Origin of the sequence: Paenibacillus sp. NRS-1781, from assembly GCF_050467745.1 — a bacterium.
Taxonomy (GTDB): Bacteria; Bacillota; Bacilli; order Paenibacillales; family Paenibacillaceae; genus Paenibacillus; species Paenibacillus terrae_A.
In genome coordinates this window covers 166,852-189,653 of the sequence record NZ_JBITPI010000016.1, presented here as the reverse complement: position 1 = coordinate 189,653, position 22,802 = coordinate 166,852, and the positions used below count along the sequence as shown (strand labels likewise).

The following is a 22,802-nucleotide window of genomic DNA, read 5'->3' as shown; positions in this document are numbered from 1 at the left end:
GAGTGCGTGGATTGAAATCCTTTTTAAAGTTTTAACGATTATGTTATTATGATAAGTCGCACTCTATATGAGTGCGTGGATTGAAATTTTTTCTTCATTGGTATTACTAGATTTATCAATCGTCGCACTCTATATGAGTGCGTGGATTGAAATCTCCTATTTATGATAGTGGGTAACTAACTCCCTCGAGTCGCACTCTATATGAGTGCGTGGATTGAAATTGACCGGATGGGTTACAGCGCAGCGGATACATGGGGGTCGCACTCTATATGAGTGTGTGGTGGATCGGCTACACTAAGTTGGACAGAAAAAATAAGGGCTTGTAGAATAAACCTATCATGTTAAGGAGCGAATCTCTACAATGCCAAAACAACAACGACGTACCTTTACAGCAGAATTCAAAAAACAAATGGTGGGACTCTATGAAAATGGGAAATCCAGAGCAGCCCTTGTGGAGGAATATGGCCTCACAGCCTCAGCTCTAGACCGCTGGATCAAACAAGCTCAGACGACGGGTTCCTTCAAAGAGAAGGACAATCGCTCATCAGAAGAAAATGAGCTGATCGCTTTGCAAAAAGAGAACCAGCGTCTGAAAATGGAGGTGGATATTTTAAAGCAAGCCGCGCTGATCATGGGACGAAAGTAGCTATCATCCAGAATAATCAGGATAAATACTTGGTATCAGCCATGTGCGACGTCCTGCAAATCGCAAGAAGTACATTTTATTATGACGCCCAAGAACGAGCCACTGAAGATGATGTCACTGAAGCTATTGTGGATATCTTTCACAAGAATCGAAAAGCCTACGGCACACGCAAGATCAAAGTGAAGCTCCATGAGCGTGGGTTGATCGTCTCCAGACGTCGCATGGGCCGCATCATGAAAGAGCAAGGGCTCGTTTCCACCTACACGGTGGCACAATATAAGCCCCATAAAACGGCATGTAACGAAGCAACGACGGCGAATGTTTTGAGAAGCGGGAGTTTGAGCAAACGGAAGCTAAACGCTTCGTCGTCAGTGATTTGACGTATGTGAAAATCCAGAAGCGATGGCATTACATTTGTGTGCTGGTGGATCTGTTTAATCAAGAAATCATTGCTCATAGTGCAGACCCGAACAAGGACGCTGCTCTGATTACCCGTGCCTTCGCGACCGTTAAGGGTGATCTACATCAGATTCAATGGCTTCATACCGACCGTGGCAGCGAGTTCAAAAATCAAAAGATGGACGAGCTTCTGGAGACGTTTGAAATCGGTTGATCGCTAAGCATGAAAGGCTGTCCGTACGACAATGCCGTGGCTGAAGCCACCTACAAGATCATGAAAACAGAGTTTGTGAACCAGATGAACTTCCAGAGCCTTCGTCACTTGGAACTCGAACTATACGATTACGTCAACGGGTTCAACAAGCATCGCATTCAGAAACCTTAGACTATATGACGCCTGTTCAGTATCACCAAGAAGCCCTTAAAAAAGTTGTCTGATTTACTGTTGATAATCCAATCTCATCCACGGAACACGTAGGGCCAAGAAACATAGAACACAAGTATCCCAATTGCTTGGAATAGAAGAGTAATCCCTCCCCTCTTTCCCTTTTTCCCATGAATGCAGGACATCTTCTGGAGATTTATGCTACAGTGACGAAAGACCCTTTTTTATGATCCAATATGGTTGTACATATGTTTATACAGAGGAGTGCGTCCAGCTACGCGATTTGCTCCACGCTTGTCGTGAGTCGGGAGAGCAACAGCGCATTCGTCGCAAGCTGACTGAAAAATCGCTTCGTCATTCAAACCATAATAATTACAGGTAGTGAAAAATTCACAATAATGAAGCAAATTCGTTGCTTATCTAGAAACAACACTTAGATTCTACGCATCCGCGTATCATTGGAGAGATTTCATTGACAGATACAGATAAACAACTGCCTATCATTCAAATCATTCCCGAGCTTAAACATGCGCTGCAATCCCATTCGGCTGCCGTATTGATTGCACAGCCGGGGGCAGGCAAAACGACGGTTACGCCACTTGAATTGCTGCACGAGCCATGGCTGGCAAATCAAAAAATATTGATGCTGGAGCCAAGGCGTTTGGCAGCACGTGCAGCAGCGGCGCAAATGGCCAAAGTGCTGGGAGAACAAACGGGGCAGACGGTGGGCTACCGGGTTCGCATGGATACAAAAGTAGGTCCCCACACCAGGATTGAAGTGGTTACCGAGGGCGTGCTAACCCGGATGCTGCAAAATGATCAGGCGTTGGAGGGAATCGGCCTGATCATTTTTGATGAGTTCCATGAGCGTAGCCTGCATGCGGATTTGGGCTTGGCGCTTGCCCTGCAAAGTCAGGCGCTATTGCGGCCTGATTTAAAAATATTGATCATGTCTGCCACACTGGAGGCCGAGCCTGTATGCCGTCTATTGGGGGATGCTCCATTGCTGGAATGTCCGGGCACGGTATTTCCGGTAGAGACGCTTCATATATCCAAGCCTTCATCGACTACGTTAGAATCCTTTACGGCAGAGACGGTAGACAAGGCGCTTCATGCTCATGAAGGCGATCTGCTGGTATTTCTCCCGGGAGCCAGAGAAATTCATAGAACGGAACGTGAGCTGGCTTCAAGGAATCTTCCTGCACATGTCAAGGTGATTCCGCTGTACGGCAGTATGAAGCTGGAGCAGCAGGATGAAGCGATACGCCCGTCGGCTTCGGGCAGCCGAAAAGTCGTATTGGCAACCTCGATTGCCGAGTCCAGCTTGACGATAGCCGGAATTACGGTCGTAATAGACAGCGGGCTGTCGCGGGAATCCGTGTTCTCCGCGCGAACCGGCATGAGCCGTTTGACCACCGTCAAGGTGTCCAAAGCCTCCGCCGATCAGCGGCGCGGCCGGGCGGGCCGCCTTCAGCCGGGCGTATGCTACCGGCTGTGGAGCGCGCAGGAGCACGCCGCGCTCCCCGATGCCAGCCGCCCGGAAATCGCGGCGGCGGAGCTGGCCCCGCTCGCGCTGGAGCTGGCCGCCTGGGGGGTCCGTGAGCCAGCCGAGCTGGGCTGGCTGGATGCCCCGCCTGAGGCGGCGTACCGCCAGGCCACGGGCCTGCTGCGCCAGCTCGGCTGCCTAGATGCCGCAGCCGATGGCACGGCAGGCGGCATTACCGCGCACGGGCGCGAGGTGTCCGCTCTGGGCGCGCATCCACGCCTCGGGCATATGCTGCTGCGCGCGGCCGCCCTCGGCCTGGCGCCGACCGCCAGCCGCCTCGCTGCGCTGCTGCAAGAGCGGGACCCGTTCCGCGCTCATGGCGGAACGGATTTGCGCTCGCGGCTGGACGCCCTGCGCGAGGCGGCTCACGCCCGCAGCACGCACAGCCTGGTGCAGGCGGCAGACGATACGGTGATTCGCCGTATCGTGCAGGAAAGTCGGCAGCTACTTGCTACGCTGCCGAAAGCAGCCGCAGGGCAGGACGAGCCTGACGGCTCCCGGGCCTGCGGGCTGCTGCTGGCCTTTGCGTATCCGGACCGGATCGCGCAGGGCCGGGGGGATGGCCGCTTTTTGCTGAGCGGCGGCCGGGGTGCGCGACTCCGACAGGTGGAGTGGATGTCGCGTTCGTCCTATCTCGTCGCCGCCGAAGTGGACGACGAGGGGGCAGACGGTGCCATTCAGCTGGCAGCCCCGATTGAACTGCAAGCGCTGATCGAGCATTGCAGTGAATTACTGCTGGAGAAAGCGAACGTATACTGGGATAGCTCAGCGTCAGCAGTAAGAGCCCGTAAGGTATTACAGCTCGGCGCACTCGTTTTAAAGGAAACCTCCTATGAGCGTCCTCCGACAGAGGAAATCGCTGCCGCCTTGATGCAGGGCGTGCGTGAACGGGGTCTAAAGCTGCTGTCCTGGAATCGGCAAACCCTTCAGTTACAGGCGCGTTTGATTTTTATGCATTTCTCATCGCCCGAGGATTGGCCAGACAGCACCGAGCCAGCATTACTGGATTCACTGGACTCATGGCTGCTGCCCTTTGCCCTTGGAGCCAAAAATGTATCCGATCTGCAACGGCTGGACGGTGCTGCCTTGCTGCTGGGCAGGCTGAATTGGGAACAGCGGCAGCAGCTTGAGCAGGAAGCGCCGACGCATATCCGTGTGCCCAGCGGTTCCCGTATTCCTGTGGATTATTCGAATCCCGAGGCGCCTGCGCTGGCAGTACGGCTGCAAGAGCTGTTCGGTATGCGGGATACACCGCGTATTGGGCGCGGACGCGTGCCGATTGTGCTGCATCTGCTGTCACCTGCGCAGCGACCTGTACAAGTGACTTCGGACTTGTCCAGCTTCTGGAGCGAGGCTTATTTTGAGGTCAAAAAGGATCTAAAGGGCAGATATCCCAAGCATTATTGGCCAGATGACCCACTGGAAGCCGTGGCGACCAACAGAGCAAAGCCCAAGCGTTAGACAGCAGCAGTCTCCCCGAAAGGGAAGGCTGCTGCTTTTGCTTGCACGCATTGGCACGTTTATCCTTCTATGTATTTTTACAGAATTGTCGTTATAATAGACTTATATATTTCTAGACATAACAGGAGAGTGACATGAGTCAAAAAGAGAGAATTTCCGAGGTCGCTTTGCTGAGAGGGCTGGCGTTTGCCGCCGTTGTTCTTCAGCATTCCGTCGCACATTATGCGGTTGCGCAGGGCGCGCGCATCCAGGATGGAGTTTTAATGACACTTTTACTGCTGTGTTCTAAATTTGCAGTTCCCGTGTTTGTGTTTATCACCGGGATGGTGTTATTTTACAATTATGATGGAGCTTTAAAGTATGGAACGTTTTTACGTAAAAGGTTCATGGACATCATCGTGCCTTATATCATATGGTCACTTGTATACGAATTGGGAAATCAGCTTGTTCAAAGTGAAGGGCAGCTTCACCCGCTAGATTTTTTTCAGAAGCTTTTGAATGGGAAAAGCAGCTATCATCTGTGGTATATCGTGATGATTATCCAGTGTTATGTGTTATTTCCGATGTTTCGATATGCAGTCCGCCGTTTGTCAGCGTTATTACCGTCCACATGGCGACCTGCTGCATTGGCTGGAGTCGGTGTGCTGTACATCATGCTCATGCTCGCGGTGGGGCCGATGTACCGATGGATGGATGGGCTCCAGCTTCCGGTGGTTACTTCCTGGTTCACCATCTATGCTGACCGTAATGTGGTTTACTTTTTCTTTTATTTTGTACTAGGCGCGGCAGCCGGGATGAATGTCCGGCGCTGGAATGCTTGGGTAACCAAGGCCCAAATCGTATACTGGCCGTTGTTTATTGTAATTACCGGCTACTTGCTGTATGAGATGATCGGTCTGTTTCAGACGCCGAGAGGCACGGTTCTTTCCTTTAACTATTTGTCTCTGCTGCGTCCAGTCATGGCTGTATATTGTGTCACGTCTATTTTTGTGGCTTACCGTGCGGCGACGTGGATCGCTCATAAGGGCGGACGTGCCGGGAGGTTGCTGACTACCATCGGGACGTTGTCCTATGGAGCGTATCTGATGCACGCCTTTATGCTGCGTGTCACGTACTCTTTTGACGAGGCGTTGTTTGCAAACTGGAGCCTGATTCTTCGCACGCTGGCTTCGTTCGTCCTTTGTATGGTCTTTTCCGTTGCGGGCACGTGGCTGTTGGCACGTCTGCCTCTGGGAAAATGGATTGTGGGGCTTCGAGTTCGTCCCCGCCCGGCCGCAGGTCCACCAGCCTTGCAAAAGCAAGCCTGATTTGTAATCCCGATCACATATTTTCACAAAAAGTATCCCGAAGCCCCTGTAACAAGGCCGTGGGATACTTTTGTTTTCTCCATTTGTTTAATGGTGTACATACTGTTAGACTTGGACGTGCCTTTTCATTGAAGGTGAATCTATATCATGATAGGGGTGTTGCTGCATGAGTGGTCCAGATCCAGGAAGCGTTTTCCCGATGAAAAATATTAGAAGTCTGTGTTTTTTGAAAAATGTAGTGGTTAATCCACATATCGAAATTGGGGATTATACTTATTATGACGACCAGCATAATCCGCTGGATTTTGAAAAAAACGTCCTTTACCATTTTGATTTTATAGGGGATAAATTAAAAATCGGTAAGTTTTGCGCAATTGCAACCCGGGCCAAATTTATTATGAATGGTGCAAATCACAATACAAATGCATTTACCACTTTTCCTTTTGGAGCGTTTGGTGGAGAGTGGGAGGTTGGCTTACCCAATTTAAGTGGAGGTTTCAAAGGGGATACCGTGGTTGGGAACGATGTTTGGATAGGCTACAATGCTACCATTATGCCTGGAGTTCATATAGGAGATGGAGCGATCATCGCATCCAATGCCGTGGTGACTAAAGATGTCTTGCCTTATTCTATTGTAGGAGGAAATCCGGCAAAATTAATTCGTTATCGGTTTGATGAGGAAACGATTGAACTGCTCAAAACACTAGAATGGTGGAACTGGGATATCCAAAAAATAACAGAATGTATTCCTGTTTTGACAAGTAACGATACAGATGCCTTAAGGAAATTAACGATGTCTTCATAATCTGTAGCTCTATTTTTTAGTCTTCATTATGTTATTTCAATATATGAAAAATTCATAATAGAAAAAAGACAAAATCATCGACCGCTACTTCGCCAACTATCTCACAACGCTTCACTTAATATCTCCCACCAACTTCAAACAGGTCACAAGCGAGAGATTGAAAATCCCCCTATCATTAGTGAATAGGCGCTGAGTGGTTTATAATGGAAGGCAAGATATAAAAGAATGGTGTGAGGAGGAGGCCGTGAAATGGCGTTTATGATATCCCAGCGGGCTTTTATCAAAATTTATCTGATCACAATGGTGGAGAAGCATCGCGGTTATGGATATCAGATGCTCGAATCGATGAAGGATGAGTTTAGTGGATTTGGATATGTTCCGCCTCAGAGTGAGGTCTATCGGGCGCTGCACGAGCTGGTGCAGGAGGGTGTCTTTTACCGTACCAAACGGCTAAAAGGGACAGATCCCCGCGTAGATTTTCAGGAAATTGTACTCTATCATTTTACAGATGATGGGGATGAGAAAGCGCGACTGTACAAGAAGCAGGTCAAAACCGATTTGGACCGTTGCTTAGGTATGCTGCACAAAGCGGAACAAGACAACTATTCCTGACCACGAAAGGATGAGAATGATGGGTAGAAAGCTGAAATGGGGAATTTTGGGCACTGCGGAGATTGCCAAAATTGCTGTAATTCCGGCGATTCAGCAATCCGAGCGCGGAGAAGTACTTGGGATTGCTAGTCGCAATGCGGATAAAGCCGCTGAGGCCGCCCAGGAGTTCGATATTCCGAAAAGCTATGGAAGCTACGAGGAATTGTTGGCTGATCCCGAAATCGGGGCGGTGTACATCCCGTTGCCGAACCATCTGCATGAAGAGTGGACGATCCGAGCCGCGGAAGCGGGGAAGCACGTTTTGTGCGAAAAACCATCCTCTCTTAGCTCAGTTGGGACAAGCTTCATGATTGAAGCCTGTAAAAGTGCAGGAGTCATTTTTGCAGAAGCTTTTATGTATCGCTATCATCCGAAGCATCGAAGAATTAAGGAAATCATCAATAGCGGGGAAATCGGCGACATTCGCGGCATGCATTGCACATTTACGTTTAACAATGCCGATCAGGCAGATAATGTGCGCTTCAATAAAAGCATGGGCGGTGGATCGTTGTACGATGCGGGCGTATATCCGATTTCGGCGGCCCGTATGTACTTGGACCGGGAGCCGGAAGCGGTGACAGTACATGCTTTATTTTCACCAGAGCATGACAATGTCGATATGATGGCATCCGGCCTGCTGGAGTTTCCGGGCGGGGTGAACCTTACCTTTGATTGTGGCATGTGGGCAGCGAACCGTTCCAATATGGAGGTTCTGGGTAGCAAAGGGACGATTGCGATGCCTAAAATGTTCGGCTGGGAAAGATCATCTGTCGTCCCGCAAATTTTCGTCCATGTCGGTTCGGTTACACGTGAGGAAAGACTTAAAGGCTACAATTCCTTTGAGCTGCAAGCGGATGCTTTTGCCAAAGCGGTGCTTGACGGTGTTCCGTTGCCGTATGAACCCGAAGATGCGGTAAGCAATATGAAGGTGATCGACGCTTGTATCGAGTCGGCCCGCAGCCGAAAACGGGTAGAGATCGGATAAGCCGGATAGACGAGTCCTCAGAAAGCATAAAAAAGCAGCCTGTCACAGGGACAGGCTGCTTTTTTAGATCAACGAATACATAGGCTATAGGTAAGCGTAAAGTGTTCAACAAATTACATATGTTCATCGTAATGCGTATGCTCTTTTATACCCGCTCACAGGACTGAGCAATCAGCAGAGACTTTTATTCCCGATGCAGAATGTGATATAAAAAGAATAGTGTGTTAAGGAGGGAATAACCGATGGATGAACATATGAAGCGTCGTCTGGATAAGCAAAAGCAGTTGTTTAAGCAACTGGGGATTCAGCTGGACGCGCTCTCTATCCATGAAAAACAGTTTAAAAATAAAATGCGCGGCTATGATCCTGATGAGGTGGACGCCTTTCTGGATGAAGTGATAAAGGATTATGAACGCTTCTATGCGAACATAGCCGATTTGATGGACAAGTGGCAGGAGCAGCAGGCAACGATACGAGATTTGAAAAACACACCCAAGCCTGTCGCCGATTATAACGCGCTTGACCGACGCCAGCTGGAGGACATCGTTAAGCAACTGGAGTATAGCGTCCGCCAGCTAAAGGTGCGAGTACGCCCTGAAAATGACTATTTTCCGGAGTAAGGAGCAGTAAGCGCTGTGTCGGTGCCTCTCATTGTGGTATGATGGAACTATCCATATGTACACAAACATTAATGAGGCACACATATAAAGGTGGTTAACATGAGTACCCATTTTTCCGTTAGTATCCATTGTCTGCTTCTTCTGGCTGAAGGAGCGCCGGAGCGGATGACTTCGACACTTGTCGCTTCCAGTATCAATACGAATCCGGTCGTTGTTAGAAGAATCATGAGCCGACTTAAGCAAGCTGGTCTGGTTGATTCCTCACCAGGAGCACGGGGCTTTCGTCTGAGCATGTCCAGTTCAAATATTAATCTTAAAATGATATATGAAGCGACCAAAGACGACGGTCCACTGTTCACTATCCATAGTGACAGCAATCACAATTGTGAGGTAGGCAAGAACATCGACGCTTTGCTGGACGGATTATATACCGTAGCAGAGCAGAAAATACAGGCGTTTTTCGAGACGGTTACGCTGCGGGATCTGGAGCAGGCGCTTCAGCAGCGGGTCGAGCAGCAGAGCCCATCCGTGTAAAGACGCTGGTAAGGAGAATTGCTATGAAAATCATCGTACTTTCAGATACTCATATGCCGCACCGAGGCAAAGCGCTTCCTGGTCGGCTGGTACAGGAGCTCAAGGGCAGCGATCTCATTCTCCATGCCGGAGACTGGACGGATTGGTTCATATATGAAAGGCTATCCGAATTTGCACCTGTGCAAGGGATTGCAGGAAATAATGATGGAGTAGACATCATAGAGCGTCTGGGCTATCAAAGAATCGTTGAAGTCGAGGGTAAACGGATCGGTATGGTCCACGGTCACGGCTGGCGCGGCTCGACAGAGAATATCGCACTGAATACGTTTAAGGGAGAAATGCTGGATTGCCTGATTTACGGACATTCGCATATTCCGGTTGTCAAAAAGTTGGACGGCTTGCTCGTCCTCAATCCCGGATCTCCGACAGACAAGCGCAGCGAGGACGAATATTCATTTATCGTGCTGACGATTGAAGCCGGGCAGATGGATGCACAGCTTGTTCTTTATCCAGATAGGCATGAATAAACCAACAACCGTTGATTAAAGGGGAAGCTATGGCTATTTTTGAATTGGAACCGATGAAGCATCATGTGTTGATTTGTAATGGAGGCACGTGTATGCGACATGAAGGCGAGGAAGTTACACAAGCAATTCGGGATGAAATCCGTGAACAAAACGCAGAAGCTTATATTCATACGACCCGAACTCGTTGTAATGGTCGTTGTCACGATGCTGCGGTTGTGATCGTATACCCTCAAGGGGACTGGTATGGTCAGATGACGCCTGCTGCGGGCACAGAACTGGTGCAGAAGCTTGTTGCAGGAGAGAAGCTGAAACCACATCTTTTTCACACAACCAACTATAAACAAGAACGTGAGTAGAGAAAATCTTTGCGGAGATTTTCTTTTTTTGCGTTTAATCCCTGACCTGAAAGGTAAAAGTATACTGTGGATACCAATCGATAGGGAGGGAAGCGAAAATCGGGATCACGCTGAGCAGTACCCAACGGAGCAGGAGAGCTTGTTCGATCAATTTGAAAGTGAACAGAATGGCGGCGCATCATGAATCAAGGAACTGGTAATATTTAAAAATAAATCTCTTGACTTAAAGACAAATACAATATATATTTAGTTACGAAAAGTAATTAATTTTTCTCAGGAGGTAACAAAAATGTCTAAAGATTTCTTCACAGCTCTGAAAGAAAGACGCTCCTATTACGGTATTAGCAAAGAACAAGTCATTTCCGACCAACGGATTCAAGAGATTGTAGAGGAAGCTGTTAAATATACACCTACCTCTTTCAACTCCCAAACTTCACGTGCAGTTGTACTGCTCGGAGAGCATCACGACAAACTGTGGAATATTACAGAACATATTTTGCGCGAAGTTGTAGGCAATGAAGAGCAATTTAAATCTACTGCTGAGAAAATGAACGGCTTCCGTAGCGGCTACGGTACTGTATTGTTCTTTGAAGACAACAATGTAGTGACTGGTTTGCAACAACAATTTGAGGCTTATGCGGATAATTTCCCAATCTGGTCTAACCAATCCAGCGGCATGCTGCAATTGGTGGTATGGACAGCTCTGGAGCAAGAAGGACTGGGCGCATCCCTTCAGCATTACAATCCTTTGATCGACGAAAAAGTGAAAAATGAATGGAACATTCCTGAGCATTGGAAACTGATTGCTGAATTGCCATTCGGTAAACCGACATTCCAACCAGGTGAAAAAGAATTCCAACCTGTTGAAGAACGCGTAAAAACGTTTAAATAAGCCAGACGATGCAACGACGATTCATGCTCGCCTGATCAAAGCACTGTGGATATCCACAGTGCTTTTTGTCATTCCATTTTTAAGGAGTGAGCTTCTGGATATGTATTTTTCTGGAACGGGATGATTCAGGGGTTAATTCAGGCGGAAGCGGGTGATGCTACGTTTAAATTTGTATGAGAGGGCTACATAGGTGTTATTGATGAGGGAGGAAAAATATATGCCATTCGATTGCATTATTGTTGGCGGAGGGATTGCCGGGCTGCAAGCAGCCATTCAATTGGGAAGATACAGCAGCCATCGGGTTCTAGTGATAGATTCGGGCTATGGTCGTTCTACGTTGTGCCATCAGTATCATAATATTTTGGGCTTTCCTGACGGGATTTCAGGTGAGGAGCTGCGACGGCTTGGACGTAGTGAGGCCATGAGGCTAGGTACTGAATTTGTTCAAGGTAAGGTGGTAAAGGCTGCCAAGAGAGATGAGCTTTTTGCCATTCAAGTGGAAGAGGGAACGGTGTATTCCTCAAAGACGCTGCTGCTGGCAACGGGGCTGACCGATCGCTTTCCAAAGCTGGAGGGACTTCTGGCCTGCTTGGGCAATAGCGTATATATCTGCCCGGACTGTGACGGATACGAGGTTCAGGATCGTAGTACGGTCGTGATGGGGGCGGGAAAAGCCGGGGCTTCCATGGCTCTGATTTTATCGGCGCGTACCGACCACCTGGTTTATGTGAATCATGAGCGTTCAGAGGTGCCGGACGAGCTGATGATGAAGCTGCGCGAGAAAGGAATAGGATACAAGGAGGAAGCCATTTCCAGAATCATGACCGGAGAACCGGGACATTTTGAAGGAGTCCGACTGGCTAATCGAGAGGTTGTCCGGGCGGAGCGGGGCTTTTTGGCCTTTGGAGGTAGCCAAGTCCATTCAGAGCTGGCCAAGCAGTTGGGCGTGCACTTGCTGGATAACAAGCATATTGAGACACACCCCCGCAGCAAAATGACCAATGTAGAGAATGTATGGGTAGCCGGAGATTTGGGGGCCCATGCCGAGCAAGCGACTGTCGCGATGGGAGAAGGAGCAATGTCAGCAATCTGGATACACAAAGTATTATCCGGTATAAAAACAAAAATACCGCAGCTCTAAGAGCTGCGGTTTACAACGGTGGACGTGTACCGGTATGAAGATGAAGACCGAAGCGCTCCAATTGCTCGCTCATACCATACTTGCGCAAAATTTCCGTTTGCTTGCTGCCGATCAGGTCAAAATGGGGATAGGGCTGACGTTGGTGAATATATTGGGGGTCCAAACCATTATGGCTGCACCATAAACGAAGCTTGTCCACATTGGAACAACCCACCTTGGTTACGGTTGTAATACCTGGAAAGCGGTCATCCAGCCAGTAATGCGTCAGAAAACCAATTTCGCCGCGACTGACCTCTCTTTTCCAGGCTGAAAGCTCTTGTCGGTTAATACCAAACGCCATCGAGTCTCATCCTTCCTTGTTCCTTCCGAAATCATGAGCGGTCGGGTAGGTGTACCATTATTTTCGTATTATAGCCCTGTATTACGCTTCCTAAAGGGTAACACAATAACAGGAGACCATGTATGACGATCTCCTGTTAGCGGTTAGAGCCATCTTTCGGCCCAGATCTCTACACCGTTCAATGCATCACCGAGCTCTTTACCCTTGCGTGTCAGCGAATACTCGGTACGCACGGGCCGCTCTGTAATGACACGGCGAAGGATCAGGCCACTAAGTTCCAGCTCCTTAATGCGTTCGTTCAGCATACGTTTGCTAAGATCAGGTATGGATACATGAATTTCACTGAATCGTTTGGGATGTTCCATCAAAGTATGAATGATGAGAGCGGTCCATTTTTTGCTGATGATCTGAAAGGACTGTTCCACCTTGCCGCACAAAAGCTTAGGCTGCCTGTCGTCGCTCATCGGAATCCCCTCAATTTCATTGATTATTTTAAAAACAGTATACTAAAAGTAACTCTCTATACCAATAGTAACTATCTTGGTTTGTGTCAACTGTGACATTTTTAACATTTTTTTCTCATTCCTTGCGTCAATCATACCACAGAAAACGTTATCATTACAGGAAATATCGACTGTTCACGATTTCGCTAAAATTTGATTGACTTGCCCCTTATTTTGGGTGTATTATGGGTTACGTTAATTCCTCAGGTAACTTTTAATAACCTCATCTTTTATAATGGGAAGAAGGAATAAATCATGGATTCAATGACTTTTGTCTTATTTGGAGCGACAGGGGATTTGGCTAAACGTAAAATCTACCCTGCCTTGTATAATTTGTTCGTAGAAGGTAAAATTCCGGCTTCCTTTTCTGTAATTGGTATGGGGCGTCGTGAAGTGGCTGACGAACAGTTTCAAAGTAATGTAGAACAATCCATTAAGGATTTTTCCAGACACGTGAATAATGACCGTGCACAGATGGATCAGTTCTTGAGCGCTTTCCGCTACAGTGCATTGAACGTCAATCACCCTGAAGATTATAAAAAGCTGTTACAGCTTGCTGAGCAACGTGAAAATGACTTGGGAATTCCGGGGAACCGCATGTTTTACTTATCGGTGGCACCGGAATTTTTTGATGTGATTGCCCTCAACATCCGAGAAAGCGGTCTGGCTGAAACGAAGGGCTGGAAACGGCTTATTATCGAAAAACCATTCGGGCATGATCTGGAATCGGCACGTGAGCTGAATGATCGCTTAAGCAGAACGTTTGCCGAGGATGAAATTTATCGTATTGACCATTACCTGGGTAAGCCGATGGTGCAAAACCTGGAAGCCTTGAAATTTGCTAATCCATTGCTTCAGGGTGTGTGGAACAATCAATACATTGCCAATGTGCAAATTACTGCTTCCGAAACTGTAGGCGTCGAGGAACGCGCAGGATATTATGATCACTCCGGAGCTATTCGGGACATGGTGCAGAATCACATGCTGCAAGTGCTGATGATGGTGGCTATGAATAAGCCGGGACATGTAACGGCAGATCAGGTGCGTAACGAAAAAAGCAAGGTTATGGAGGCGTTGCGTGCGCTCGATCCTTCCGATATTGCTTCCAGCGTGGTGAGAGGCCAATACACGAACGGTGAGATTAACGGAAAAACAGTTCCTTCCTATAAAGAAGAGCCGGACATTGGACTGGACTCACAAAATGATACTTTCATTTCAGCTCGCCTGTGGATTGACAATGAGCAATGGTCAGGTGTGCCGTTCTATATTCGCACAGGCAAACGCATGAAGGAAAAATCCACACGGATCGTCGTGGAATTTAAAAAGGATAGCACAGACCCGTACGCGGCTCAAGGGCAGCCTTCCGAGCCGAACTTGCTTACGATTCATGTGAATCCCGACGAAAAGGTAACACTGCGGCTGAACAGTAAGGACCCGCTGAATAACGGTCAGCTGGAGACGGTGCTGATGAATTATGCATCAGAGGCCAAGGATGTACCGGAAGCTTATGAACGCCTCATCTTTGACGCGCTGCGCGGCGACTCCACCTATTTTGCTCACTGGAATGAAGTTGAGCTTTCATGGATGTGGGTACAGCCAGTGCTGGAAGCTTTTGCTCGTGGCGAAGTTCCACTTCATACCTATGCGGCAGGCTCCTATGGTCCAGAGGCTTCTAACCAATTGTTGGAGGAACAGGGCTTTGCATGGTGGCTGGACCAAAAGTCAGAACGTTCTGAAAAAGCGGTTGTTCGTTCGTAAACATGTACACATCACTACATTGAGAATATATTTTTGCTACGGCAGGAGGCCTTTACAATGCAAGTTGGATTAATCGGTTTGGGAAAAATGGGCTTAAATCTCGGAAAAAACTTGATCGATCACCAGCATGAAGTTGTCGCTTACGACGTCAATGCAGCAGCGATTCAAGAAATGAAGGATTACGGTGCTACAGGTGCTTCCACACTGGAAGAGCTTGTGCAGGCGACCCAATCCCCAAGAGTACTGTGGATTATGGTCCCCCATCAAATTGTTGATTCCGTGCTGGATCAGCTTCAACCGATTTTGTCCAAAGGGGACATTATTATTGAAGGTGGTAACTCTCATTACAAAGAGTCGATTGCTCGTCATGCCCGTCTGAAGGAATACGGTATCAGCTTCATGGATGCCGGAACCTCCGGCGGTATGGAAGGTGCGCGCAGTGGCGCTTGTTACATGATCGGCGGCGACCCGGAAGCATGGGCGTTTGTTGAGCCTATTTTCCGCGATACAGCGGTGGAAAATGGTTATCTGTATGCAGGTAAATCCGGTAGCGGACATTTTCTCAAAATGGTTCACAACGGTGTGGAATATGGCATGATGGCCTCCATTGGTGAAGGCTTTGAAGTGCTGGAAAAAAGCAGCTTTGACTTCGATTATGAGCAAGTGGCACGCGTTTGGAACAACGGTTCCGTTATTCGCTCCTGGTTGATGGGCTTGACCGAGCGTGCATTTTCCAAGGATGCAAATCTGGATGAAATTCGCGGGGTTATGCACTCTTCTGGCGAAGGCAAATGGACGGTTGAGGAGGCACTGGACATTCAGGCGGCAACTCCGGTTATTGCGTTGTCCCTGCTGATGCGTTACCGTTCTCTGGATGCAGATACGTTCAATGGGAAAGTCGTTGCCGCGCTGCGTAATGAATTTGGCGGTCATGCAGTAGAAAAGAAATAGTAACGATATAATTTAGCATGGGTCCCCGCAGCTTCAAAACTGCGGGGATATTGCTATATGCCTTTGCCTTGCGCTTTTTTTGCTTTATGCATATTTTTCCTTGTATAACCGCACAATAGATGAAAAAGAAGGCGGAAGGATGAATAGCATATGTGCAAAAGGTTTTCGTTATCGGCTGATTTGGACGAGGTAAGGGATCATTTTGGCATCCAACGGGTGATGTATTATTATAAAAAACGTTACAATATGAGCCCTACCCAGCATGTTCCCATCGTGCTGCATCAGGAGGGGGAACGGGTGCTGGATGAATTTCGCTGGGGATTTATCCCCTACTGGGGCAAGGATTGTGTCAACGCCGATTTGAATACGGTACGAGTGAATCCGAGTTACCGAAAAATGGCCGAAACCCGGCGCTGTGTCATTCCTTGCAACGGCTTTTATTATTGGCGAAAGCTTGGTAAACGTATGTGTGCGGTGCGCGTGGTGTTGCCGGGACAGAAAATGTTTGCGGTCGCGGGATTGTATGAGGTATGGCAGGATAGCCGTAAGGAGCCGCTACGTACCTGTACGATGATGACGGTGCAGGCCAATGTGGATATTCGTGAATTTGCCGGCCGTATGCCGGCCATTTTGGATTCCTCGAATATGGATTCATGGCTGGACCCGTCCATGAAGAACATAGATGAGCTGCTACCTCTGCTGTGTACGTATGAGCAGGGCGATATGAGCATCTATCCGGTGACCCCGCTGGTCGCCAATGATGAACACGATAACCGCGAATGCATTCAGGAAATGGATTTGCAATGGTCCTGGATCAAGCCTTAAATGAAATGGAGAATTTTCATTCACTACAGATCATAAGCTTCCCGCCGCCTGCATAGGTATGTATTGGGGAACAAGCGTCATGATCCGGGGAGAGGGGAAACGGCCGAAGGAGTATCTCATATGGGATGGAGGCGATTGGAATGAATAACGATACACTCATCCAACTGCTAGTGCTCATGGTGACGATCATCGGTCTGGTCCAAAACCGGTAAGTGGCAGGTTCCAGAAGGCGGGAGAATTGCCCTAGGCAATCTTCCGTTTTTTTTCGTTTTCCTTTCAAGTGCGGCAACAAGAGATTTTTTTAAAATGCTCGCAGATGAAGGGAGCTTGCGGTACAATAGATGCTAAGCTACAGGTGACAAGACACCTGGATATACGGCTATATATGATGCATTTTTAAGGGAGAGCGAATCATGAGTGAATTGACTTCATTACCACCATCCAAAAAGCGAAAGCTGCTGTTTAGCGCAGGACTCAGTTGGCTGTTTGATGCCATGGACGTTGGGCTGCTTTCGTTCATAGCCGCAGCGCTGGCTAAGGAGTGGCATTTGGGATCAGAGCAGATTGGTCTGTTGACTGCGATGAATTCGATAGGGATGGTGTTTGGGGCCGCTTTAGCGGGGATTTTGGCTGATCGCTACGGCAGGCGTGCGATATTAGTGTGGACGCTGTTGATCTTTTCTATTGCAAGCGGCTTGTCAGCTTTGGCGACAGGGCTCGGTGTACTGTTGGTGCTGCGCTTTATTGCAGGCGTAGGCTTGGGAGGGGAATTGCCTGTAGCTTCGACGCTGGTGTCAGAATCGGTGCCAGTTCAGGAACGGGGAAAAGCGGTCGTTTTGTTGGAAAGCTTCTGGGCGGCGGGATGGATTCTTTCTGCGCTTATTGCCTATTTTGTTATACCAAAGTACGGCTGGCAGATGGCTTTTATTCTCGGCGCAGTACCAGCCCTGTACGCTCTTTATTTACGTAAAGCAGTAGAGGATTCACCACGATACAAGCAGCAGAGTGTCAAGCTTCCACTGCGTGAAAGACTGGCTTCCATTTGGTCAGGGCCGAACCGCAGGTCCACGCTCATGCTGTGGATTTTATGGTTTACGGTTGTATTTTCCTATTACGGAATGTTTCTGTGGCTGCCAAGCATTATGTTTATGAAGGGTTTTGAACTGGTTAAAAGCTTTGAGTATGTCCTGATCATGACGCTGGCACAATTGCCAGGATATTTTACTGCGGCATATCTAATTGAAAAGCTGGGCCGCAAATTCGTACTGATCGTCTATTTACTGCTGACGGCGGTGTCCGCCATTTGGTTCGGTACCTCGGAAACGGCAGGAATGCTGCTGGCTGCTGGTATTAGCTTGTCCTTTTTCAATCTCGGCGCGTGGGGAGCCATGTATGCCTATACCCCGGAATTGTACCCAACAGCCGTCCGTTCTACGGGTGTGGGTATGGCGGCTGCATTTGGTCGTATCGGTGGTGTGATTGGACCTTTTCTGGTCGGAATGCTGGTTGGCCGAGGCATGGCGATACAATCTATCTTTGTGATTTTCTTCGTTGCGATCCTGATTGGAGCGGCATCGGTATGGTTGCTGGGTACCGAAACGAAAAATCGGGAGATCGACTAACCTTTACATTCACCTGTGTAAAGATTCATAATACAAGAGAGGAGTGACCTGAAATGGAGCATACCTTTCTGCTCAAGGCAGACTGGAACGGGGGGCGCAACAGCGACGGTCATATGGAGGCCGGACAGCTGCGGACAGCGATTTCGATTCCGACGGAGATGGGCGGTCCCGGTGTGGGCACCAATCCGGATGAAATGCTGCTAGGCGCTGCCGCGACCTGCTATTTGATTACATTGGCGGCGATGATGGAGCGCGCTGGTCTTCCGGTGGCTTCACTGGCGCTGGAATCCGAAGGCATTGTCGATGTAACGAACAATATTTTTACATATCGTCGAATTACCCATCGTCCGCAAGTTCAATTGGCCGCCGATGCGACAGAATCGCAGATCGAACAGGCATTGCGGCTGGCAGAGCAGGCAGAGAGCTCTTGCATGATCTCGCGTGCCGTAGCGGGCAATGTAGCTTTATCTACAGAGCCCGTCGTGGAACGCGCCTCTTAGCGCTATTTGAACCAGGAGCAATCATTCCAATTGCCCATTATTTTTCTAATTTGAGGAGGACACAACCATGACAGCACAACAAAAATTGCTCGTTTTCGCAGGCTCTTACGCCGAATTGGAAGGCAGCGGAGTTTATGCGTACACTTTTAATGAAGAGACAGGGATTCTTACATTACAGGATGAGTTCTCCGGATTGAAAAATCCAACCTTCCTGAACGTGGATGTGAAGAACCGGAAGCTGTATTCTATTGGAGAAACGACTTCTGCTACAGGAGCGAAGGTGGGCGAAGCTGCTGCTTTTGAAATTGATCCGGTCCAAGGGACATTTACATTGCTTAACCGGGCGGAAAACGTTGGCGCAACAACCTGTCACATTCAGCGTGATCCATCTGATCGTTACCTGATCGTAGTCAGCTACCACGGAGGAATGGTGGGACTGGTGTCTCTAACCGAGGATGGCCGTATCGGCGAATTGCTGGATGTTAAACAGCATGAGGGCAAGGGAGCGCATCCTGAGCGTCAGGATCGTCCGCATCCACACTCCAGCTTCTTTAGCCCTGATGGTCGTTTTCTCTTCGTACAGGATCTTGGTTTGGATCTGATCCGTGTCTACACCATTGATGACAGTAAAGGACAACTAGTGCTTCATGGCGAAACGAAAACCCATGCAGGGGCAGGCCCACGTCACTTGACGTTCCATCCGAACAATAAATTTGCTTTTGTTATTAATGAGGTGGATTCTTCCATTACTTCCTTTGCGTATGACGTAGAAGCAGGCAAGCTTACCGAGCTTGAGAGTGTACCGACACTACCGTCTGATTTTACGGGCGAAAACACAACTGCTGAGATTGCTATTTCAGAGGATGGTGCTTATGTGTACGGCTCCAACCGTGGGCATGATAGCATCGTAGTGTTCGCTGTAGACGCTGCAACAGGCAAGCTGAGCTTGGTTGAGCATGTATCTGCCGAAGGCGAGCATCCACGTCATTTTGCTTTGACTCCAAACGGCGAGCATCTGCTCGTGGCAAACCGCGATACGAATAACATCGTTACCTTTAAAGTGGACAAGATTAGTGGAAGACTGACCTACACGGGACAACAAGTAACCGTCTCCAAGCCAGTATGCGTACAGCCTTTTTACTTTTCTGTGTAGCAATCCCGGGGCTCACTTATGTGAGTCCCTTTTCGTTTTTTCCTCTACCTGTGAAGGCTTGAACAAATCAAGCTTGTCATAATACCTCAGTGTGTCCACGAATATTCCACGAAGTTTTGCCATCTCGCTTTTATTTAGCTTCTCTTTACTCTTGGCACGCACCTTATTTTTAGTTGATTAATGTATATGATCTGACATGATTTCGATCGAAACATAGAAAAAAATCTATAATTTTGCGTTAAATAAACTTACATAAAATGAGGGCAGGATCTGTTCTGAAAGCGTTTACTGACAAAGTAGGTCTATCTTTTTCCGCAATGGGCATGTATGAGCGTATGGAGTTTTTCGGAAACGGAATGTAATATTTAATAACTTATATATGTAAGGTTCAAGGGGATCGAGATTCTTTATGTCCACATAAAATTATTTTTATGTTAATTATATTGACTCATTTTCTGAGTTAGCCATATAATAAGAAAAATAAACGAATTATATGTAATAAAATATAACATATATGAAGCGAACATCAATGAACCTAAAAATTTGCAGTGCGGGTACTTTACGTGGAGCTTACCAATTTGTTATGCCAATGAACGTGGAAAAATTCTTCTGAACTCCAGCCGATCGGTGGTGGTGAATACCTTGGAACTGGAGGATGAGCTTCGGATCGGTACCAGAGTGTATGCCCACAGCGACTTAAAGGATTTGCTCGCAAAGGGGAACGAGCAACGCTCCGGATCTTAAAAGGAGAAGGTGGCTATGATGAAAGATCATATATTGGAAAAAGATTGGATAGCAGCCGTTTATGCTCAGGATATCGGAAGCGAACCGGTGCCTGTTACGATTTTGGAAGAGAGGGTCGTCCTTTTCCGAACCCGGGACGGAGTTCAGGTATTTAAAGATTTATGCATACACCGGGGGGCGGCGTTGTCGCTGGGCAAAGTGGCAGACGATTGTATCGTTTGTCCTTACCACGGCTGGAAGTATGATGCGGAAGGAAAATGCGTCAAAATCCCTCAGCAGCCAGCAGGACAAACCATTCCTCCTAAAGCTAAAGCGGTGGTTTATTCCTGCACGGAGCAATACGGCATCATTTGGGTGAAACTTGATGCTGGTTCCGGGAACGAAGCTCCGATCCCCTTTTATGAGGAATATGAGGATTCAACTTTTCAAACCGTACATGCGGAGCCGTATATCCTGCACGCAACTGCGCCGAGAGTCGTTGAAAATTTTCTGGATGCAAGTCATTTGGCTTTCGTTCACGACAGACTATTGGGCGACTCTAATTTTCCTGAAATACCACATTACAGCGTTTATTGGGATGAAAACCGCTACGTTTCCGACGAAATCGCCATTTACGCTGATGCGGACGGCTCGGGAAATTACGCAACGATTTACTATACGTTTGAAATTTTGCGGCCTATGACGGCAAGACTCAAAAAAGTGAACTATGAAAACAACCAGATTCTGTCCATGTTATTTACGGTGCTTCCCCACGAAGAGAGAAAAACAACTGTTTTTGCACTTATTTCTAGAAATTATGCATTAGACGAGTCTGACGAATATTTTCGGGATTTTCAGAGGCGGGTAATCGAGCAGGATGCGGCAATTGTAGAAAGCCAGAAGCCGGAGGAGCTTCCTCTCGACTTACAGGCGGAGCTTCATTTGATGGCAGACCGGGTCAGCATTGCTTACCGGGGATGGCTGAAAGAGCTGGGTGTGACCTACGGCAGCGACGTTTCGGTTGTCTCTTCAAAGAACACTAGACTATAAAATCAATATACGGATAAGGAGAGTGCCATGATGGTACCTAAAGCTAAAAATAACCATTCTGAGGTTCAACCTCCGCGGGATTGCACGTTCACTGCGGAGGATTGGCAGGTGTTGGCCCAGCATTGGTACCCGGTGGCGCAGGCAAGCGAAATCACGGATAAACCGGTTGGCGTAAAGCTGCTTGATGTGAAGCTCGTATGCTACCGTAGCAACGGCAAGCTGGTTGTCGCCCGTGACCTTTGCTTCCACCGAGGTGCTCCCCTTAGCAAGGGTTGGGTTGAAAACGGAGAAATTGTTTGCCCGTATCACGGACTTCGTTACAACTGCGAAGGCAAATGCACATCAGTTCCGGCGCATCCAGACGCCAAAATTTCACCCAAGCTGAAATTGATTACGTATCCCGTAGTAGAGCGATACGGTCTGATCTGGACATCTCTTGCGTCCAGCGACGTGCAAATTCCCGAGTTTCCGAGATGGGATGACCCGGATTACCTGAACGTGCTGCCGCCGAGCTTCGACATTGCAGGTTCGGCCGGGCGCCAGATGGAAGGCTTCCTCGATGTATCGCACTTCGCCTTTGTGCATACCGATACCTTCGGAGACCGTGATAACCCGTTTGTGCCTCAATACACCGTCAAGCGGGAAGGCAGCGGCTTGCTTGCCGAATATTGGAGCACGGTTAGCAATTACGGCAAAGGGCAGGACAATCTGGTCCCGGAAGGCTTTAAATGGCTTCGCGAATTTCGTGTATTTCCTCCGTTCGCGGCTACGCTTACGGTCTACTTTCCGAACGACGGCAAGCTAATGATCCTGAACTGTGCCTGCCCGGTATCGGCCCGCTACACCCGGTTATTTTGTCCGATTTCACGAAATTTTGATAAAGATGCATCCGTTGAAGATACCATCAAGTTCAATTTACAAGTGTTCCAGGAAGATCGAGAGATGGTAGAAGCGCAGACTCCAGAGGATTTGCCACTTGATTTGCAAGCGGAGGTCCATATTCCGGCAGATCGCACCTCTATCGCTTACCGGCAGCTTCTTAGCGAGATGGGGCTCGGCAGGTCCTATACAGCCTAAAGGAAATTCTTGAAAATTGGAAAATTATAATAATTGAAAAAACAA

21 protein-coding genes and 1 pseudogene are annotated in these 22,802 nt (G+C 48.3%); 20 read left to right on the top strand and 2 right to left on the bottom strand.

Annotated elements, in window-relative coordinates:
- Positions 1 to 361: 361 nt before the first annotated feature.
- The 12 genes and pseudogenes from ACIFO6_RS06885 (at position 362) to ACIFO6_RS06830 (ending at position 12,255) form a co-directional block, all read left to right on the top strand.
- A pseudogene (locus tag ACIFO6_RS06885) lies at positions 362 to 1,483 on the top strand (IS3 family transposase).
- A 419-nt stretch (positions 1,484 to 1,902) separates the two neighbouring features.
- Positions 1,903 to 4,437 carry an ATP-dependent helicase HrpB gene (gene hrpB / locus ACIFO6_RS06880; RefSeq protein ID WP_430039331.1) on the top strand — a complete coding sequence of 845 codons (2,535 nt, stop codon included), beginning with the start codon at positions 1,903 to 1,905 and terminating at the stop codon, positions 4,435 to 4,437.
- A gap of 134 nt (positions 4,438 to 4,571) precedes the next feature.
- Complete coding sequence (locus ACIFO6_RS06875; protein ID WP_430039329.1) at positions 4,572 to 5,744, top strand: acyltransferase; 1,173 nt, start codon at positions 4,572 to 4,574, stop codon at positions 5,742 to 5,744.
- Between the two features lie 166 nt (positions 5,745 to 5,910).
- On the top strand, positions 5,911 to 6,549 hold the full coding sequence (locus ACIFO6_RS06870) for a CatB-related O-acetyltransferase (RefSeq protein WP_430039327.1): 639 nt from the start codon (positions 5,911 to 5,913) through the stop codon (positions 6,547 to 6,549).
- 249 nt (positions 6,550 to 6,798) lie between these two features.
- Positions 6,799 to 7,161: a helix-turn-helix transcriptional regulator gene (locus ACIFO6_RS06865; RefSeq protein ID WP_430039325.1), complete on the top strand. Its 363-nt coding sequence runs from the start codon at positions 6,799 to 6,801 to the stop codon at positions 7,159 to 7,161.
- 19 nt (positions 7,162 to 7,180) lie between these two features.
- Positions 7,181 to 8,185 carry a Gfo/Idh/MocA family protein gene (locus tag ACIFO6_RS06860; RefSeq protein ID WP_430039323.1) on the top strand — a complete coding sequence of 335 codons (1,005 nt, stop codon included), beginning with the start codon at positions 7,181 to 7,183 and terminating at the stop codon, positions 8,183 to 8,185.
- Positions 8,186 to 8,427: 242 nt separating this feature from the next.
- The gene (locus ACIFO6_RS06855; RefSeq protein ID WP_430039321.1) at positions 8,428 to 8,805 is read left to right on the top strand and encodes a DivIVA domain-containing protein; all 378 of its coding nucleotides are present in this window, start codon (positions 8,428 to 8,430) and stop codon (positions 8,803 to 8,805) included.
- A 99-nt stretch (positions 8,806 to 8,904) separates the two neighbouring features.
- The gene (locus ACIFO6_RS06850) at positions 8,905 to 9,339 is read left to right on the top strand and encodes an Rrf2 family transcriptional regulator (protein ID WP_430039319.1); all 435 of its coding nucleotides are present in this window, start codon (positions 8,905 to 8,907) and stop codon (positions 9,337 to 9,339) included.
- Between the two features lie 23 nt (positions 9,340 to 9,362).
- A complete protein-coding gene (locus ACIFO6_RS06845) occupies positions 9,363 to 9,866 on the top strand; it encodes a metallophosphoesterase family protein (RefSeq protein WP_430039317.1) in 504 nt (167 codons plus the stop codon).
- A gap of 29 nt (positions 9,867 to 9,895) precedes the next feature.
- The gene (locus tag ACIFO6_RS06840) at positions 9,896 to 10,222 is read left to right on the top strand and encodes a (2Fe-2S) ferredoxin domain-containing protein (RefSeq protein WP_430039315.1); all 327 of its coding nucleotides are present in this window, start codon (positions 9,896 to 9,898) and stop codon (positions 10,220 to 10,222) included.
- Between the two features lie 289 nt (positions 10,223 to 10,511).
- The gene (locus tag ACIFO6_RS06835; RefSeq protein WP_430039313.1) at positions 10,512 to 11,114 is read left to right on the top strand and encodes a nitroreductase family protein; all 603 of its coding nucleotides are present in this window, start codon (positions 10,512 to 10,514) and stop codon (positions 11,112 to 11,114) included.
- 217 nt (positions 11,115 to 11,331) lie between these two features.
- Complete coding sequence (locus tag ACIFO6_RS06830; RefSeq protein WP_430039312.1) at positions 11,332 to 12,255, top strand: NAD(P)/FAD-dependent oxidoreductase; 924 nt, start codon at positions 11,332 to 11,334, stop codon at positions 12,253 to 12,255.
- Between the two features lie 10 nt (positions 12,256 to 12,265).
- Here the strand turns inward: ACIFO6_RS06830 and ACIFO6_RS06825 are convergent, their stop codons facing one another.
- Positions 12,266 to 12,595, bottom strand: a complete 330-nt coding sequence (locus tag ACIFO6_RS06825; protein ID WP_430039310.1) for a hypothetical protein — start codon at positions 12,593 to 12,595, stop codon at positions 12,266 to 12,268.
- Between the two features lie 143 nt (positions 12,596 to 12,738).
- A complete protein-coding gene (locus tag ACIFO6_RS06820) occupies positions 12,739 to 13,059 on the bottom strand; it encodes a winged helix-turn-helix transcriptional regulator (protein ID WP_430039308.1) in 321 nt (106 codons plus the stop codon).
- A 294-nt stretch (positions 13,060 to 13,353) separates the two neighbouring features.
- Between ACIFO6_RS06820 and zwf the strand changes: the two genes are divergently transcribed.
- From zwf to ACIFO6_RS06780, 8 genes are all read left to right on the top strand, one after another.
- A complete protein-coding gene (gene zwf / locus ACIFO6_RS06815; protein WP_430039306.1) occupies positions 13,354 to 14,856 on the top strand; it encodes a glucose-6-phosphate dehydrogenase in 1,503 nt (500 codons plus the stop codon).
- Positions 14,857 to 14,913: 57 nt separating this feature from the next.
- On the top strand, positions 14,914 to 15,807 hold the full coding sequence (gene gnd, locus ACIFO6_RS06810; RefSeq protein WP_044645593.1) for a phosphogluconate dehydrogenase (NAD(+)-dependent, decarboxylating): 894 nt from the start codon (positions 14,914 to 14,916) through the stop codon (positions 15,805 to 15,807).
- A 150-nt stretch (positions 15,808 to 15,957) separates the two neighbouring features.
- Positions 15,958 to 16,632: an SOS response-associated peptidase gene (locus ACIFO6_RS06805; RefSeq protein WP_430039304.1), complete on the top strand. Its 675-nt coding sequence runs from the start codon at positions 15,958 to 15,960 to the stop codon at positions 16,630 to 16,632.
- A gap of 413 nt (positions 16,633 to 17,045) precedes the next feature.
- Positions 17,046 to 18,254 carry an MFS transporter gene (locus ACIFO6_RS06800; RefSeq protein WP_430039302.1) on the top strand — a complete coding sequence of 403 codons (1,209 nt, stop codon included), beginning with the start codon at positions 17,046 to 17,048 and terminating at the stop codon, positions 18,252 to 18,254.
- 53 nt (positions 18,255 to 18,307) lie between these two features.
- Positions 18,308 to 18,754, top strand: a complete 447-nt coding sequence (locus tag ACIFO6_RS06795) for an OsmC family protein (protein ID WP_430039300.1) — start codon at positions 18,308 to 18,310, stop codon at positions 18,752 to 18,754.
- Positions 18,755 to 18,821: 67 nt separating this feature from the next.
- Complete coding sequence (locus tag ACIFO6_RS06790) at positions 18,822 to 19,907, top strand: lactonase family protein (RefSeq protein WP_430039298.1); 1,086 nt, start codon at positions 18,822 to 18,824, stop codon at positions 19,905 to 19,907.
- A gap of 759 nt (positions 19,908 to 20,666) precedes the next feature.
- On the top strand, positions 20,667 to 21,680 hold the full coding sequence (locus ACIFO6_RS06785; RefSeq protein ID WP_430039296.1) for a Rieske 2Fe-2S domain-containing protein: 1,014 nt from the start codon (positions 20,667 to 20,669) through the stop codon (positions 21,678 to 21,680).
- A 30-nt stretch (positions 21,681 to 21,710) separates the two neighbouring features.
- Positions 21,711 to 22,757, top strand: a complete 1,047-nt coding sequence (locus ACIFO6_RS06780) for a Rieske 2Fe-2S domain-containing protein (protein WP_430039342.1) — start codon at positions 21,711 to 21,713, stop codon at positions 22,755 to 22,757.
- Positions 22,758 to 22,802: the final 45 nt, after the last annotated feature.

What these genes read in the sequence shown, in the direction of transcription:
- ACIFO6_RS06875 (WP_430039329.1), top strand. Translation starts at nt 4,572, where the DNA reads ATGAGTCAAAAAGAGAGAATTTCCGAGGTCGCTTTGCTGAGAGGGCTG.
- ACIFO6_RS06870 (WP_430039327.1), top strand. Translation starts at nt 5,911, where the DNA reads ATGAGTGGTCCAGATCCAGGAAGCGTTTTCCCGATGAAAAATATTAGA.
- ACIFO6_RS06865 (WP_430039325.1), top strand. Translation starts at nt 6,799, where the DNA reads ATGGCGTTTATGATATCCCAGCGGGCTTTTATCAAAATTTATCTGATC.
- ACIFO6_RS06860 (WP_430039323.1), top strand. Translation starts at nt 7,181, where the DNA reads ATGGGTAGAAAGCTGAAATGGGGAATTTTGGGCACTGCGGAGATTGCC.
- ACIFO6_RS06855 (WP_430039321.1), top strand. Translation starts at nt 8,428, where the DNA reads ATGGATGAACATATGAAGCGTCGTCTGGATAAGCAAAAGCAGTTGTTT.
- ACIFO6_RS06850 (WP_430039319.1), top strand. Translation starts at nt 8,905, where the DNA reads ATGAGTACCCATTTTTCCGTTAGTATCCATTGTCTGCTTCTTCTGGCT.
- ACIFO6_RS06845 (WP_430039317.1), top strand. Translation starts at nt 9,363, where the DNA reads ATGAAAATCATCGTACTTTCAGATACTCATATGCCGCACCGAGGCAAA.
- ACIFO6_RS06840 (WP_430039315.1), top strand. Translation starts at nt 9,896, where the DNA reads ATGGCTATTTTTGAATTGGAACCGATGAAGCATCATGTGTTGATTTGT.
- ACIFO6_RS06835 (WP_430039313.1), top strand. Translation starts at nt 10,512, where the DNA reads ATGTCTAAAGATTTCTTCACAGCTCTGAAAGAAAGACGCTCCTATTAC.
- ACIFO6_RS06830 (WP_430039312.1), top strand. Translation starts at nt 11,332, where the DNA reads ATGCCATTCGATTGCATTATTGTTGGCGGAGGGATTGCCGGGCTGCAA.
- ACIFO6_RS06825 (WP_430039310.1), bottom strand. Translation starts at nt 12,595, where the DNA reads ATGGCGTTTGGTATTAACCGACAAGAGCTTTCAGCCTGGAAAAGAGAG.
- ACIFO6_RS06820 (WP_430039308.1), bottom strand. Translation starts at nt 13,059, where the DNA reads ATGAGCGACGACAGGCAGCCTAAGCTTTTGTGCGGCAAGGTGGAACAG.
- zwf (WP_430039306.1), top strand. Translation starts at nt 13,354, where the DNA reads ATGGATTCAATGACTTTTGTCTTATTTGGAGCGACAGGGGATTTGGCT.
- gnd (WP_044645593.1), top strand. Translation starts at nt 14,914, where the DNA reads ATGCAAGTTGGATTAATCGGTTTGGGAAAAATGGGCTTAAATCTCGGA.
- ACIFO6_RS06805 (WP_430039304.1), top strand. Translation starts at nt 15,958, where the DNA reads ATGTGCAAAAGGTTTTCGTTATCGGCTGATTTGGACGAGGTAAGGGAT.
- ACIFO6_RS06800 (WP_430039302.1), top strand. Translation starts at nt 17,046, where the DNA reads ATGAGTGAATTGACTTCATTACCACCATCCAAAAAGCGAAAGCTGCTG.
- ACIFO6_RS06795 (WP_430039300.1), top strand. Translation starts at nt 18,308, where the DNA reads ATGGAGCATACCTTTCTGCTCAAGGCAGACTGGAACGGGGGGCGCAAC.
- ACIFO6_RS06790 (WP_430039298.1), top strand. Translation starts at nt 18,822, where the DNA reads ATGACAGCACAACAAAAATTGCTCGTTTTCGCAGGCTCTTACGCCGAA.
- ACIFO6_RS06785 (WP_430039296.1), top strand. Translation starts at nt 20,667, where the DNA reads ATGATGAAAGATCATATATTGGAAAAAGATTGGATAGCAGCCGTTTAT.
- ACIFO6_RS06780 (WP_430039342.1), top strand. Translation starts at nt 21,711, where the DNA reads ATGGTACCTAAAGCTAAAAATAACCATTCTGAGGTTCAACCTCCGCGG.